Source organism: Flavisphingomonas formosensis, assembly GCF_009755815.1.
Lineage (GTDB): Bacteria > Pseudomonadota > Alphaproteobacteria > Sphingomonadales > Sphingomonadaceae > Flavisphingomonas > Flavisphingomonas formosensis.
The window spans coordinates 224986-240440 of record NZ_WRPK01000007.1 but is presented as its reverse complement, the minus strand read 5'-3'; the positions used below and the strand labels follow the sequence as shown (position 1 = coordinate 240440).

The window sequence follows — 15455 nt, the reverse complement described above, 5'->3', positions numbered from 1 at the left end:
GTACGGCCATGTCCGTCAAATTCATCGGCTATATCGGCTTCAACAACAATTCCGAGATCCACGCCGTCCCGCGCGGGCGCGAGCTCGACCGCGACTATGTCGAGGCCGCGGCGCGCGCTCAGGAGGAAGGCGGTTTCGATCGCGTCCTCATCCCGTTCGGCTCCAATTCGCCGGAAAGCCAGATCGTCGCGGCCCATGCCGCCGCGATCACCACGAAGCTCGGCTTCCTGATCGCGCACCGCCCCGGCTTCACCCAGCCGACCCTGGCCGCGCGCCAGCTCGCCACGCTGGATCAGCTCTCCGGCGGCCGCATCGCGGTGCACATCATCACCGGCGGTGCGGACGAGGAGATGCAGCGCGACGGCGATGTGTCCACCAAGGCGCTGCGCTACGCGCGCACCGACGAATATCTCACCGTGCTGCGCCGCGAATGGACAGCGGACAAGCCGTTCGATCATGACGGCGATTTCTATCGTATCCGCCAGGGCTGGAGCGCGGTGAAACCCACCAATCTGCCCGTCTTCTTCGGAGGATCCTCGCCGGAGGCGATCGACGTCGCCGGCCGTCATGCCGACGTCTATGCACTGTGGGGCGAAACCTTGGCGCAGGTGCGCGAAGCCGTAGCCACTATTCGCGCGTCCGCCGCGCGCTACGGCCGCCGCCCCGGCTTCTCGCTGTCGCTGCGTCCGATCATCGCCGATACCGAGGAAGCCGCCTGGAAACGGGCCGACGAGATCGTCGAGCGGGTGCGCGCCCTGCGCGCCGATGCCGGCCTCAAGACCAGCGATCACACCCCGCCCAATGCCGGATCGCAACGCCTGCTGCAGACGGCGAGCGCCGGCTATCGCGCCGATACCCGCCTGTGGACGGGTCTCGCCGCCGTGGCGGGCGCGCAGGGCAATTCCACCGGCCTCGTCGGCACGCCCGAGCAGGTCGCCGACGCGCTCCTCGATTATTATGATCTCGGCATCGATCATTTCCTGATCCGCGGTTTCGATCCGCTCGGCGACGCGATCCAATATGGCCGCGATCTGATTCCGCTGGTGCGCGATCGGGTCGCCCGGCGCGAGGCCGCCCGCGAAGCGGAGCGACAGGTCGCGTGAGACGTTTCGCTGCAACGCTGTCCCTGCTGCTCGCGCTCGGCGCGTGCGGCCGGGGCGGAACATCGTCCGATGACGCCGGCGTGCTTCACGTCGGCAGCCAGCGGGGCGGCACCAAGGCGCTGATGCTGGCATCCGGCGCACTGGACGGTGCGCCCTATCGTATCGAATGGTCCGAATTTCCGGCCGCCCAGCATCTGCTCGAGGCGATCGGCGGCGGCGCGGTCGATGTCGGTCTTACCGGCGACGCGCCCTTCATGTTCGCCTATCAGAGCGGCAGCCCGGTGAAGGCTGTCGGCGCGCAGGAAGCGCCCGAGCGGCCGGCGGGCGCGCTGGCCATCGTCGTTCCGGCGGGCTCGCCCGTCCGGACGCTCGCCGACCTCAAGGGCAAGACGATCGCGACGACACGCGGCTCGGTCGGCCACTATCTGGTCGTGCGTGCGCTCGCCGCCGCCCATCTGCCGCTCGACTATGTGAAGCTCAGCTTCCTCGCGCCGGGCGATGCCAAGGCCGCGTTCAGCAGCGGATCGATCGATGCCTGGTCGATCTGGGTGCCTTATCTCAGCGCCGCCACGCTGGAGCACGCCCGCACTATCGTCGATGGGCGGGGCCTCGTGCGCGGCATCGGCTTCGACGTCGCCAATGATTCCGCAGCCGCCGCCAAGCGGGAAATCCTCGCGGATTTCCTCAAGCGCGAGGCGAAGGCGCTGGATTGGGCCGCCACCCACAAGGATGCCTATGGCGACCTGCTGGCGAAGGAAACCGGCCTGCCCCAGGCAATCGCACGCGATTATGCGGAGAAGAACCAGCGCCTTCGCGTGCCGATCGATGCCGCATTGATCGCCGAGCAGCGCCAGGTGCTGGAGGATTTCACGGCGGCCGGCGCGGTTGCGGGCAAACGCGATCTCAACGCCGCCTTTGATACGTCGTTCAAATAATGATCGGTCGAATGCTTATCAAATCGACAAATAGGCAAGTTTCTATTTCTAATAAAAATGCAGGAATAATTTCGTCAGCAGAAAATTAAGCTGCTTTGCCCTTGAAGGGCAATGACGAATAGACACACCACAAGCTTAAACATCTTTTCGAGCGGGACGCGCGCACCGGATTTTTCGGATGCGAACTTGCGCGCCTCCGCACTGGAAATTGTTGGGGGACACCGATGCAATTCTCTGTTTTTCGTGGCGGCAGCGCCCTTGCCCTCGTTTTCGCTGCGCCAGGCCTCGCCCACGCCGCCGACGCGGCGCCCGCGCCGATCGTCACCGCCGACGCCTCGGAGGCGGCGGAAGCGGACGGCAACACCATCGTCGTCACCGGCGTGCGCGGTTCGCGGCCGCGGACCATCGCCGACAGTCCCGTCCCGATCGACGTGATCAGCCCGCAGGAGTTGAAGGCCACCGGCCGCACCGGCCTCAAGGAGATTCTCGGCAACGTCATCCCCTCGCTCACCATGCCCGCGCTCGGCGGCGGCGGCACCTCGGCCAGCGTCCGGCCGATCTCGATCCGCGGCCTGTCCGGTGACTATCTGCTGGTGCTGGTCAACGGCAAGCGCCGCCACACCACGTCGCTGATCAACAATCTCTCGCGCATATCGGGCGGCTCCACGCCGGTCGACATCGATCTCATCCCGACCAACGCGGTCGGCCGGATCGAGGTGCTGCGCGACGGCGCCGCCGCCCAATATGGCTCGGACGCGATCTCCGGCGTGATCAACATCATCCTCGACAGCGCGCCGGAAGGCGGCGAGTTCACCTCGACCGCCGGCCAGCTCTACGAAAAGGGCGGCGCCCTGCTTCAGCAGACGATCGGCTATGGTACCCGCATCGGCGACGGCGGCTTCATCCGCGTCTCCGTAGAGGGCAAATATCACGACCGCGCGGACAGCTCCGCACTGCCGGTCCCCAACATCTATCCGCTGGTGAACGGCAAGCCCGATCCGCGCGAGGCCAATGCCGATCATGTCATCGCCGGCGGCTATGGCCGCTCGAACCGCGACAAGATCATCAACGGCTCCTACAATGCCGAGCTGCCGGTCGGCCAGAACTTGACGCTCTACAGCTTCTCGACGCTCAGCTACCGCGACATCAAGGACGCGCGCGGCGCCGCCTTCCCCTCGCCCACCGGCTATGGCGGCCAGACCAATACCCAGGGCCTGACCTCGCTGCCGCAAATCTATCCGGGCGGCTTCCAGGCCTATCGCCGCATCTGGGAGTGGGACTGGCAGGCCGCGGTCGGCCTCAAGGGCGGCCTCGGCGCGGGCTGGGATTTCGATCTGTCGTCGAGCTACGGCAAGGATCATGTCAAGCTCGGCGCGGAAGGCACGCTCAACCCTTCGCTCGGCCCGTCGAGCCCGACCAGCTTCTTCATGGGCAAGCAGGTCCAGTCGCTGTGGGTCAACAATATCGATCTCACCCGCAGCTACGACATCGGCCTCGCCGAGCCGCTGGCCGTCGCGGTCGGCTTCGAACATCGCTGGGAGAAGTTCCAGAACATCGCGGGCGAGCCCGACAGCTATCGCGACGGCGGCTACATCATCCCCAAGGACGGCACGCCCTTCGGCAACACCTATGGCGGCAGGGCGCCGTCGCCCGGTCTCGTCTCCTTCACCGGCACCTCGCCGGCGGACGCGACCTCGCTCAGCCGCAACAACTATGCCGCCTATGTCGATCTCTCGACCAATATCACCAAGCCCTGGTTCGTCGGCGTCGCCGGCCGCTTCGAGCATTATGACGACAGCGCCGGCAATACGGCGAGCTGGAAGGTCTCGACCCGCTACGATCTCGGCAGCGGCTTCGCGCTGCGCGGCGGCGTCAACACCGGCTTCCGCGCGCCGTCGCTGGCGCAGACCGGCTTCTCGACGACGCAGAACACCGTGACGGTGATCGGCGACCAGCGCGTCTCCACCACCTCCAAGTTCCTCCCGGTGAACAGCGCCGCGGCGATCGCGCTCGGCGCCAAGCCGCTGAAGCCCGAGAAGTCGCTGAACTTCACCGCCGGCGCGACGTTCGAGCGCGGGCCTTTCCGCATCACCGTCGACGGCTACCAGATCCGTGTCGACAACCGCATCGTGAAGACCGATTTCCTCGGCACCTCCGCCAATGGCGGCAGCGCGATCAAGGCGATCCTGCTCGCCCAGGGCATCACCGGCGTGGATAGCGCGCAATTCTTCACCAACGCCGTCGATACGCGCACCCGCGGCGTGGACGTCGTCGCCGAATATACGCTGCGCACTTCGGCGCTCGGAACCCTTCGCTTCAACGCCGCCTACAGCTACAACAAGACCAAGATATTGCACGTCATCGACACGCCGACGCAGCTCCAGAATCTCAAGGATTCGAACGGCAATCCGGTCAGCGTGGCGTTGTTCGGGCGCCAGGTGCAGCGCGATCTCATCGCGGCGACGCCGCATAGCAAGGTGGTGCTGTCCGGCGACTGGTCGTTCGGCCGCTTGCACAGCCTGCTGCGCCTCACCCGCTATGGCAGCTATGTCGAATCGAGCACAGTCGCGGCGAACGACCGGAAATTCGGCGCGAAATGGGTGACGGATCTCGATATCGGCTATGACCTTAGCGACCACGTCACCCTTTCGGTGGGCGCCAACAACCTGTTCGACGTCTATCCCGACAAACATGGCATCGTCGCCTATGACGGCTCCGGCCTCTACGGAAATTTTGCGCCCTTCGGTTTGAGCGGCGGCTTCTATTATGCTCGGGCTGCCGTGCGATTCTAGAGCGCAGTGCGCTTAATCTGGCTCATTCACGCCACCCGCGTCACCCCAGCGGAAGCTGGGGTCATTCTCCACAGCCACCCGACTGCCTGTCGAGAGTGATGCCAGCTTCCGCTGGCATGACGGTTCAGATTAACGCTCGATGCTGTAAAGCCTTTAACGGAGCATCGTTCGACGAGCAGCTATAGAAGAGCGAGCCGCCGGGATTCCACGGAGCATCAGCCACGGCGCCATCGCCGGCAGGGCTCTCCGGATCGTTGCCGGCAATCGATCTTCGGCGCGATGATCGTCCGCGGAGGATGCTGAGCTCAGGGCTCGAGCACGACCTTGATTGCCCCGCTCGTCCGATCGCGCGCCAGGTCGAAGGCTTCGGAGGCGGCTTCCAGAGGAAGGCGATGGCTGATGATCGTCTCGGCGATGCGCGGATTGCCGGCCAGCAGAGATGCCGCAATGTCGATGTCCCGCACCGCGCCGTTGCGGGCATAGCTGGACGAGGCCACGATCTTCAGCTCCTTGGCCGCCACCTCGAAGGCTGGCAGCTCCAGTCCGCCCCAATAAGTCGCGAGGGTCAGCACGGTGCCGCCCGTGCGCGCGAGGCGTACCGCCTGGGCTATGGACTCCGATGTGCCTGCGCAATCGATCACCACCTCATGTTCGCCGGCCGGATCAGCGGTCGCGCCGAGCCGCTCGCCCGCGAGGCGCTGCGCATCGTGCCGCGCGGCGAGCGCGACCGGCAGCCCCATGCCCCTGGCGACGGCCACCGCCGAAAGCCCGATCGAACCGCCGCCCACCACGGCCAGGCGATCGCCGGGCCGGACCCCGGCACGCGCGATGCCGTGCACCGCCACGGCGATCGGCTCGGCCAGACAGGCATCCTTTGCGGACAACCCTGCCGGCAGCGGCACCAGGCAGCGCTCGGGCACGATCACCTCCTCCGCCATGCCCCCGTCCCGTCCGAGGCCGAGCGTGATCGCGAACGCACCCAGCGCACAATGATGATAGGCGCCCGCCGCGCAGGCCGGGCATTCGCCGCAGACCGCCAGCGGCTCGATCGCCACTGCCTGGCCATTTTCGGCAATGCCCGCCATCTCATGGCCGAGATTGGCCGTGATCGGATAACCGGCGGCGAGCAAATGGAGATCCGATCCGCAAATGCCCGCGGACGCGATCCGTACCCTGACGCCTTCGCCGGACGGCCGCTCCACCTCGGCCACATGCACATGCCCTTCGGCGCACCGGACTGCCTTCACCCGCTCTCTCCCATCTGTTGTCGGCGCGAACCTGCCATGCCGGGGCCGACCGCGACAGAGTCTTCGCACCGGATGTACCGAAAATGTATCTCGCCATTCCCGCGAGAACGAGAATGGCGAGACCGTCTTTGATTATCTTCCCGCTCCGGGAAGGAGAGTGCCTCAAAAGCTCAGCTTCGCCTCCACTCCGAAGCGCCGCGGTTCACCATAGATCTTGCCGCCGAAACCCAGGCCGCCGAAATCGACGCCGTAGAGCACTTGATCCTCGTTTAGCAGATTTTCCCCGAACACCGAAATCTCGCCCTTCAGTCGCTGCCCAAGCGGAATGTCGGTCAGCGAGACGCGTGCCTCAACGCTGTTCGTCGCCGGGGAATCGACCGATTTGTTGAAGACGTTCACCGTGTCGTTGGGGTAGAAATAGACGTGGCTGCGATAGGCATAAGATCCGCGCACCGTGAACTGTCCATAGCGCGTCGGTTCGAAATCATATTCCGCGGCGACATAGGAGTTGAACTTCGCGACGTTGGGAAAACGTGCCGAATTCGAGATATCGCTGATCATGTTGTTCGCCGGATTGAGAAACAGGAACTGCTTGTACTTCGGATCGGTATAGCCAAGTGATCCCGTCAGGGTCAGGCCTCGCACCGGTATGGCGGTGACTTCCAGCTCGACGCCCTTGAAATCGGCCTTGCCGGCGTTGACCAGCAGCGTCGAGGCACCGGCGCTGCCCGATGCGAATTGCGGCACCTGAAGATCATTATATTTGCTGTAGAAAGCCGCGACGTTGATCCGCAGATGCCGGTCGAACAGATCGGTCTTCGCACCGATCTCATAAGAGGTCAGCTTCTCGGGCTTGAACGAATTGAGCCCGATGAACTTGCCCTGCGCATCGGTCAATCCCGGCGCGCGCGGGTTGAAGCCGCCGGATTTATACCCTGTCGAGATCTTCGCATAGGCCAATGTCGTCGGCGAGAACTGATAGCTCACCGATCCCAGGAAGGAGACATTGTCGAAGCTCACCGTATCCGATCCGTTGGACGCATCCGGAATGCCGAAGGACGTGTTCTGCAAGGTCAGCTGCTTGTGATCCTTGGTGTAGCGGATGCCACCGGTCAGCTCGAGTTTCTCGTCCAGCGCCTGCGGCCGCCAGCTCAATTGGCCGAACGCAGCATAGGAGCGCGAGCGGGCATGATATTTCGCCTCCGGCTCCAGATTGATGCCGACATAGAAAGGAGTCGACGTCTGGCTGATATTGGTGAGGAAGGTCAGGCTCTGGTGATTGTCTTCGGAGACATGCTCGTTGAAATAATATGCACCCACGACATATTTGAAATCGCCGATCGTACCGAGCAGCTGCAGTTCCTGCGAAACCTGCCACTGCTTCTGCGGCCCGTTATAACCATTATAGGGCGTGACCGACTGGACACTCACCTCGAAGGTCGTCGGATTGAGCACCAGTCCCTTAAGATCGCCATTGCCGCTCAGCGCCAGCGCGTTGAAGAGATAAAGCTTGCGATAGCCGGTGATCGACTTGATCGTGAAGGCGGGCGACGCCTCGTAGCTCATCGTCAGATTATGGCCCTGGCTGATTGTCTTCGACGTGTAGAAGTCGCCATAAGCCGACTGCTGCTGACCCGATTTCAGTCTCTTGTCCGGGCTGTATTGCAGCTTCGCCCCGCCCAGCGATTCCGATTGGCTGTAATAAGCGAGCGCCACGTCGCTCAATGCGCTGGTCTGGAAAAAGGGGTTGGCGCCGGTACGGCGATCATAGTCGTAGCTGTAATTGAGCTGGAACGGCCCGAAATCCCCCCGCAGCGACGCCATATAGGCATTGACGTGCAGCGAGCCGGGATCCTTGCTCCTGGGCGTGAGCGTGTTATCGAAATAGCCGTCGCGATCACGGTGATAATAGACGAACGAAGCAGAAAAGGGCGAATTGCCGAGCTTGCCGGTATCGAAGCGGCCGCGTGCGAACCAGTTGTTCCGCGTGCCGTATCCGCCCTTCACCGTGAAGCCCATCACGTCGGCCGGCTTCTTCGAGATCAGCTGGATCGCGCCGCCGGTCGTGTTGCGCCCGAACAGCGTGCCCTGCGGTCCGCGCAGCACCTCGATCCGCTCCAGGTCGACCAGGTCGAAGATCGATCCCGCGCTGCGTGCCACATAGACGCCGTCCAGATAGATGCCGACCGCGGTGTCCAGCGCGAAGGACGGATCCGTCTGGCCGATACCGCGTATGTTGATCGACGCTGCCGAAAGAGCGCCGGATTGCTGGTTGATGACCACGTTCGGAGCCACCTGGCCGACCTTGTCGACCTGGTTGACGTTGATCTTCTCAAGCGTCTGCGCGTTCAGCGCGGTGATCGAGATCGGCGTCTTCTGCAGCGATTCCGACGTACGCCGCGCCGTCACGACGATGTCCTGGATGGTGCCGCCGTCGGGCGCGTTCGCCGCCTGCGCCGAAGCGCCTTCGGGTAACAGCGCGTAGGCCAGCGCCATCAGACTGGCCGGCCACAGCCTTCTTCCCATGCGATATGCACTTGTCCGTCCGCGCATGATATCCCTCCCCATCAGTTGTCGACGCTCGTTGATTCGAAACGTCTTTCCAACACACCGGGCTATCGCTCGATCAGATCGTCTATTCGGCGACAGTCCGATTTATTGAGCCGAGCTTGTTCAGAAACTCGGGAAGTCGATCGGCCTCTTTTACGTAAAACATCAATGGAACGTCGAAGTCGGTCACACCCGCCTCGATCGATTCGTGGAGATGATCGATCGTACGATCGATCGATACTGCCCCGGACGCATCGAAATGGATCGCGGGGGCGGCGCGCACCCGCAACCGCTTCGTGATCCCGTAGCGGTCCCGCAACAGGCCCTCCAGCCTGGCCCGACCTTCCGCGATGAAGCCGGGATCCGGCTTGATGCAGGACCATCCGGCATCGAACTCGGCGAAATAGCGAGCGTTGGCCGCGCTCGGCGCAAAGCCGAACCAGAGCTTCAGCGGCGAGTGTTCCGCGCTGCCCGGCAAGCCCGGCGAACACCAGATCTTCTCGAAATTGACATGCTCGGACCGAAACGTCGCCGGCCGCTCGAGCCACAGCGCGCGGCATGCTCGCATCTGATCGAACAGCATGTCGCCGCGCGCGGCGAAGCTCTGCCCGCTCGCCACATATTCCTGCTCCTGCCAGCCCGTGCCGACGCCGAGCTGGAATCGCCCGCCGGAGAGGCCGTAGAGCGTCGCCACCTGCTTGGCGAGCAGCACTGCCGATCGCAGCGGGGCGATGAGCACGTTGGTGACGAGATCCACCCGCCGGGTCGCGCCGGCAACGGCGGCCAGCACCGCCATCGGTTCCGGCCAGCTGTCCGATGGCGCGACCGTCCAGGCGCCGAACGGATAGGTCGCATCGTCGCCGAACACGACATGATCGGGCATCACGATGCCGTCGATGCCGGCATCCTCGATCGCCCGCGCCTGATCGACATAGCGGGCGAGATCGCCGCCGAAGAGCCGGTCCAGGGTCAGTATGTTGAGGTTGATCGTCACTCGGTTCGGCATCGCGGGCGCGTCTTTCGCTCGAGGAATCAGGGCAGCTCGGGATGCCGCGCGGCCACCCGTTCGATCGACCGGACGATCGCGTGGAACCGGTCCTCGATCAGGGCTCGGGCTCGCGGATGGGTGATCGCATAGGCTTCGTCCGCTTCCACCGCCTCGATCGCGACGGCGGCGACGACGTCCGCACCGATGGTGAGGTCGTTCGCCGGCGCCGCGTCGATCAGCCGCTGCACCGCCTCGGCGGAGAGCCCCCCGCCCTCGCCCGGACGGTTGCGATCGCTCGCCAGGATCGCGGTGTCGACCGACCAGGGGCACAGCGCGGTCACCCCGATGCGGTCCGCCGCCAGCTCGATACGCAACGTCTCGCTCACCGCCAGCGCAGCGAATTTCGAAGCCGCATAGACGCCGCAGCCCGCGCTCGTCACGATGCCGCGCAGCGAGACGGTATTGAGCACATGCCCCGCCCGCGCCGCCCGCATTCGCGGCACGAACGCCTCGATGCCGTGGACGAGGCCCATCAGGTTGACATCCATCGCCCAGCGCCAGTCGCTCGCCCGCGCATCGCCGAGCGGGCCGAGCACCAGCACGCCGGCATTGTTGCAAAGAAGGTCGCACCGCGCAAAACGATCGTAGACGGAGTCCGCAAAGGCCCGCATCGCATCGCCGCGGCTCACGTCCACTTCCCGCACCAACGTCGCCACGCCGTGCGCCTCGGCGAGCCGCGCGGTCTCCTGCGCCGTCCCGATTTCGATATCCGCGATCGCCACCGCCATGCCGCGCGCCGCGCAGCCGAGCGCGAGCGCACGTCCGATTCCGCTGCCGCCGCCGGTGACGGCCATCACCTGGCCCGCCTCTATCCGCATCCCCTCACCTCTTCGCCCGTTCGTGCGGGTTCCCTGAGTGGTGAAGAGCCTAAGCGAGCCTCGAAATAATTACAACAGTGTTGAAGTTTCAGAACGGTGAGCTAGTTATTTCATCTGTTGGCGGGCGGGATCAGCTTGGGCAGGACGGGCGCATGACGGAATTGGAAGACGCGCTCGATCGCTATCGCCGGCTGCGCGACGGCTTCGTCTGGAACGTGCCGGAGGATTTCAACTTCGCCCGCGACGTGGTCGATCGCTTCGCCGCCGATCCGGATCGGCCCGCCACTCTCTATCGCGACGCCGCGGGCGGCGAAACGCGCATCACCTATGCGCAGATGAGCGACGCGATCCACCGCTGCGCCGGTCTCTACGAGGCACTGGGTCTTGCGCCGGGCGAGCGCGTGATCGTCATCCTGCCGCGCATTCCCGAGTGGCAGATCGCCACCGTCGGTGCGCTCGCCGCCGGGCTGGTCGCGATCCCGACGTCGATGGCGGTGCTCGGCCCGAGTGACATCGCCCACCGCGTGAGGCACAGCGGCGCGGCCGTCGTCGTCGCCACGCCTGGCGTCGCCGCGCATATTGATGCACTACGCATCGAGCTGCCGAGCCTGCGCCATTTCCTGCTGGTCGAGGAGGAAGGCGCGGCCCGACCCGGCTGGACCGGCTTTCGCACCGCGCTCGCCCAGGCGACGCCGACACCGGGCCGGCCGACCCGCGCGAGCGATCCCGCGCTCGTCTTCTACACGTCCGGCACCACCGGCCGGCCTAAGGCGGTGCTGCACAATCATTGCTACACCTATACGGGCACGCGCCAGGCCTCGATCTGGCACGGTATCCGGCCGCACGATCGGTTCTGGCCGACCACCGGCTGGGCGAAGGCGGCATTTGGCCCCTGGTCGGTCGGTGCCGAGATGGTGATCGTCGATCGCGCCTTCGACACGGCCGAGCAGATCGCGCTCATCGAAGCGCTGGAGCCCGATGTCTTCTGCGCGCCGCCGACCCAATATCGTCTGCTCGTCAAGCACGGCATTGCCGGCCTGCGCGTGCCGCGCCTGCGTGAGTGCGTCGCTGCGGGCGAGCCCCTGAATCCCGAGGTGATCCGCGCCTGGAAGGCCGAAACCGGCATCACCATCCGCGACGGCTACGGCCAGAGCGAGGCAGGGCTGCTGATCGCCAACCTCGCCGGCATGCCCGAGCGGCCGGGATCGATGGGCCTGCCGCTGCCCGGCTATCATGTCGCCATCATCGACGCCGAAGGGCACGAGCTGGATCCGGGAGAGACCGGCGACATCGCCGTGCGCTATCCCGCCCCCGGCCTGTTCCTACGCTATTGGCAGGATGAGGAAGCGACCGCGCGCACCCGGCGCGGCGACTGGTATCTCACCGGCGATCGCGGCTGGCGCGATCGTGACGGCTATTTCTGGTTCGTCGGCCGCTCCGACGACGTCATCATCTCGGGCAGCCACCGCATCGGCCCGTTCGAGGTGGAGAGCCTGCTGGTCGAGCATCCGGCGGTGATGGAAGCTGCCGCCGTGGCCCAGCCGGACGAGATGCTCGGCCAGTCGATTCGCGCCTTCGTCGTGCTGCGCCCCGGCTATGCCGCGTGCGACGCCCTGGTCACGGAGCTGCGCCGCCGCTTCGATACCGACGCGGACAGGCACAAGATGCCTGCCAGTTTCCATTTCGTCGAAACGCTTCCGAAGACAGCAACCGGCAAGATCCGGCGCGCGGAATTGCGCACTGCAGCAGAGTAGCCGAAGCTTAACCTCAGATTACAAAGTCTCTATTTAACAGCACATGGATGAGCTCTTCCCTCAATTCACCGACGGATCGAGGCATTTTAGCGGATAAGATGCGACGAACTGAGCTGGATGAGGGTTGGTTGCGCATGAGCAACGCACAGACCCCGCTCCGCCCCGCCATGACCGCAATTGCCGCGGCCATCGCTTTTTCGTCCACGCCGCTGTTCGCGCAGGCCGATCCTGCCGCGACGACCACCGCGCCTCCGGTCATCGACGCACCGCCGCCGGTCGCCGCCTCGGCCCCGAGCCTGCCGTCCGCCGCGCCGGCTCCCCAGGCGGCGACGCCCGCCAGTCAGCCGTCCGGCCTGTCGAGCGTGACCGTACCGGACATGGCGGCAGATAGCGCGGCGACCAACGCACCGGCCTCCGCTGGCGGCGCCGACCAGGCCGCGGCGACCGGCCGGACGGCTCAGTCGGCGCGCGCCACTGCTTCCCGCCCGGTTTCGTCGCGCAGCGCCGAGGCCACGCCCAAGGCGTCTGCCCCTGCGCCGAAGGTAGTGGCCTCGGCGACGCCCGCCCCGGTCCGCAGCCGCGCAGAGGCGGCTCCGCCGGCAGCGACTGTCGCGCCCACCGCCGCAGCGACACCAACGCCCGCTCCGGCGCCGACCGCACGAAGCACCGCGCAGAATGACGACATGCCGATTGCCGGCGCGGCCGGTGTCGGCCTGCTCGCCCTGATCGGTGGCGCCTTCGCGATCGGCCGCCGCAAGGGCCGGAACGAGGAAGAGGACGCGCTGGAGACCGCCTATGAACCCGTTTCGGAACCGGTGATGGCGCCCGCCCCGCGCGAGCCTGCCGCCGCGCCGACGCCGGTCCCGGTCATGGCCCCCGCGATTGCGCCGGAGGCACCCGCCGTCGCGCGCAGTGAGCAGGACCGCGCTGCGGCCACCCCCACCCAGAACATGCCGCAGGGCTTTGATCTCTCGCGTTTCGGCCGTCACGTTCAGGCCGCCTATGCGGGACCGACGCCGGACAATCCGTCGCTGTCGCTGCGCCGCCGGCTGAAGCGAGCCGCTTTCTTCGACCAGCGCGAAAGCATGGCGACCGCTCAGCCCGCGGCGCCGGACATGCCCGCCGCCAAGCCCGAGCCGGCCGCCCAGCGCCGCACCGAGCGGGCCATGTCCCGCCCTGGCAAGCTGGCGTCTCGCTTCACCTTCCGGCCGGCCTATCAGAGCTGACCGGCAAGCGGCCCTGTCGTACCACCGCCGGCGCCCTCATCCGTCTCGTGCGGGTGGGGGCGCCTCGGCATGCGCGGCTTTCCCCATCTCCCCCATCATCTTCGCTTCCGCCTGGGCATGTGCCAGGAAATCGGTGCGATGGCCCGCCGCCGCGATATTGGCGAGGCAGAACCAGAATTCGAAGCGGGTCGCAGAGCGGAACTGGTCCAGCGTCGCCTGGTCGAACAGATAGTCGCGCAAATTCGCCATATAGATTTTGGTCAGCATGTCCGCGATCAGGCCCGCAGGGAAATCGGCGTCCAGTTGGCCGCGCGCGATCGCCTCGGTGATGGCACGCTCCATCCATCCCTTCTCCTGCGCCATCAGCCACCAGGGATTGGGGTTCAGATTGCCCTCATAATAGCGGGTCATCAGCATGCGCATGATCGGCTTCTGCGCCGCGCTGTCCTCGGAAATGATGCGATAGGTGGATTCCACGATCGCAAACAGCTTCTCGATCGCCTCATGATCGTCGATGCGCGCGAGATCGTCGGCCACCCGCTCGTGATTGTCGGCCATGACGGCTTCGAGGATCTGATCCTTGCTACCGACCAGCGCGTAGAGGGTGTGGACGCTGAGCTCGGCTTCCTCGGCCAGCCGTCGGGTGGAGAGGGCGTCGATACCGCCGCTCGCCAGCAGGGATTTCGCCGCCTGGATGATCTGCTGCTTACGCCGCGCCTTGCCCTTCTCGCGTACTCCAGCCATCGCTGCCTCAGTCCTGCTCGATCGTTCGCCCGTGCCTTAAAGGGCTTTTCGGCCGCGCAGAAGCGTCATCGCGGCGCGGCGCGGCCGATCCGCTTGCCCATCGCCCGCACGATCGCCGGCCAGGGCGTCATCTCTCCGTCGCTAAACGCCAGGTCGAGATAGGCTGGAACGGCAAGCGACGGCGGCAGCGCCACCGATCGGAAAAAGGGCTCGTCCCCCGGCTTCGCCCCGCCCAGCGGCGGCGGCAAGCGCGCCTCGAGCTCCGCCCGATCGCATCCCATAGCCAGGCAGAGATGCACGCTGCTGAACGGCGCGGTCCGATCGTGAACCAGCTCGATCGCCGCCGCACGCTCCCCCTCCGCGCCCTCGCAGACGATCATCACGATGTCGTTCGCCGATCCGATCTCGAGCCGCCACGCCGGCAGGAAAGCTGCGAGCCGGGCGATGAAATCCTCCCAGGCCGCGCCGTCGAGATCGCGCTGCGACAGGCTGATGCCGACATGGTCGATCGCCTCCGCACGGGCGGTCAGGCAGTCGATCAGCGACTCCGGGTCCGGCGGCGTCAGCGCAAGGCCCGGCACGATCGGTACCGTCGCGGCGGACGACGCCGAACGCTCCGCTGCCGGTACGATCTCCAGCCACGCGTCGCCGGCGCCCAGCCGGATCGCCCCCGTTCCTGCGAAACCCGCATCCAGCGCGCAGTGACGAAAGGGCGGACGGCCGGTCCGCATCGCCGCCAGCAGCCAGGCCAGCGGGTCCGGATCCGCCGCTCCCGGCACAGCGGGCAGCTGGAGCGAAAGGCGGGTCACACCGCGCTCGCCAGCGCGGCGCCCAGATCCGCGAGATCCTCGTCCTCCTGCTGCCCGGCCCCCGAAACGCCCACGGCGCCCGCCACCATCCCGTCGATCAGGATCGGCGTGCCGCCCGATGCGGCGATGTATCCCGGCTGGGACAGCATCAGATGCCGCTCCTCCTCCGGGGAGGACATCACATAGGCTTTCCATGCCGATGTCCTGCGGCGCGACGCAAAGGCCGTCCACGCCTTGTCCTGTGCGATCTTACGGCAGATCGGCGGCGCATCCTCATGCGCCGCGAGCCCGATCAGAGCGCCCGTGCCGTCGACCACCGCGACGAACACCGCCTTGCCGTCGGCGCTGGCCTGTTCGAACACCCGATTGAGGATACTTAATCCCATCGCCCCGGTGATCGTGCGCCGCGCCTTCGTCCCCTCCATGCCG

General features: G+C 66.0%; 12 protein-coding genes. 5 read left to right on the top strand and 7 right to left on the bottom strand.

Features of this window, described 5'->3' with window-relative positions; all coding sequences use genetic code 11:
- The first annotated feature begins 8 nt into the window (after positions 1 to 8).
- From GQY20_RS19845 to GQY20_RS19835, 3 genes are all read left to right on the top strand, one after another.
- Positions 9 to 1103 (top strand): LLM class flavin-dependent oxidoreductase, encoded by a 1095-nt coding sequence (locus GQY20_RS19845; RefSeq protein WP_157218874.1) that lies wholly within the window; start codon positions 9 to 11, stop codon positions 1101 to 1103.
- Entirely contained in the window at positions 1100 to 2038 is a 939-nt protein-coding gene (locus GQY20_RS19840) for an ABC transporter substrate-binding protein (RefSeq protein WP_157218873.1), read from the top strand. Before GQY20_RS19845 ends, GQY20_RS19840 begins: the two co-directional genes overlap by 4 nt.
- A 224-nt stretch (positions 2039 to 2262) precedes the next feature.
- Positions 2263 to 4830, top strand: coding sequence for a TonB-dependent receptor plug domain-containing protein (locus tag GQY20_RS19835; protein ID WP_157218872.1), 2568 nt, complete (start codon positions 2263 to 2265; stop codon positions 4828 to 4830).
- A 305-nt stretch (positions 4831 to 5135) separates the two neighbouring features.
- On the opposite strand, the gene GQY20_RS19830 is transcribed toward GQY20_RS19835, so the two are convergent.
- The 4 genes from GQY20_RS19830 to GQY20_RS19815 all read right to left on the bottom strand — a co-directional run bounded on the left by GQY20_RS19830 (position 5136) and on the right by GQY20_RS19815 (position 10493).
- Positions 5136 to 6077 (bottom strand): zinc-dependent alcohol dehydrogenase, encoded by a 942-nt coding sequence (locus GQY20_RS19830; RefSeq protein WP_157218871.1) that lies wholly within the window; start codon positions 6075 to 6077, stop codon positions 5136 to 5138.
- A gap of 162 nt (positions 6078 to 6239) precedes the next feature.
- Positions 6240 to 8573: a TonB-dependent receptor gene (locus GQY20_RS19825; RefSeq protein ID WP_232476164.1), complete on the bottom strand. Its 2334-nt coding sequence runs from the start codon at positions 8571 to 8573 to the stop codon at positions 6240 to 6242.
- 139 nt (positions 8574 to 8712) lie between these two features.
- Complete coding sequence (locus GQY20_RS19820; RefSeq protein ID WP_157218869.1) at positions 8713 to 9633, bottom strand: TIGR03619 family F420-dependent LLM class oxidoreductase; 921 nt, start codon at positions 9631 to 9633, stop codon at positions 8713 to 8715.
- A gap of 26 nt (positions 9634 to 9659) precedes the next feature.
- Positions 9660 to 10493 (bottom strand): SDR family NAD(P)-dependent oxidoreductase, encoded by an 834-nt coding sequence (locus GQY20_RS19815; protein ID WP_157218868.1) that lies wholly within the window; start codon positions 10491 to 10493, stop codon positions 9660 to 9662.
- 152 nt (positions 10494 to 10645) lie between these two features.
- Here GQY20_RS19815 and GQY20_RS19810 point away from each other — a divergent pair, with 152 nt between their 5' ends.
- Positions 10646 to 12247, top strand: coding sequence for an acyl-CoA synthetase (locus GQY20_RS19810; RefSeq protein WP_157218867.1), 1602 nt, complete (start codon positions 10646 to 10648; stop codon positions 12245 to 12247).
- Between the two features lie 134 nt (positions 12248 to 12381).
- Positions 12382 to 13473: a hypothetical protein gene (locus tag GQY20_RS19805; protein ID WP_157218866.1), complete on the top strand. Its 1092-nt coding sequence runs from the start codon at positions 12382 to 12384 to the stop codon at positions 13471 to 13473.
- 36 nt (positions 13474 to 13509) lie between these two features.
- On the opposite strand, the gene GQY20_RS19800 is transcribed toward GQY20_RS19805, so the two are convergent.
- The 3 genes from GQY20_RS19800 to GQY20_RS19790 form a co-directional block, all read right to left on the bottom strand.
- Positions 13510 to 14217: a TetR/AcrR family transcriptional regulator gene (locus GQY20_RS19800; RefSeq protein WP_157218865.1), complete on the bottom strand. Its 708-nt coding sequence runs from the start codon at positions 14215 to 14217 to the stop codon at positions 13510 to 13512.
- A gap of 65 nt (positions 14218 to 14282) precedes the next feature.
- Entirely contained in the window at positions 14283 to 15026 is a 744-nt protein-coding gene (locus GQY20_RS19795) for a hypothetical protein (RefSeq protein WP_157218864.1), read from the bottom strand.
- A complete protein-coding gene (locus tag GQY20_RS19790) occupies positions 15023 to 15451 on the bottom strand; it encodes a GlcG/HbpS family heme-binding protein (protein ID WP_157218863.1) in 429 nt (142 codons plus the stop codon). The genes GQY20_RS19795 and GQY20_RS19790 overlap by 4 nt, the downstream gene beginning before the upstream one ends.
- Between the last annotated feature and the right edge of the window lie 4 nt (positions 15452 to 15455).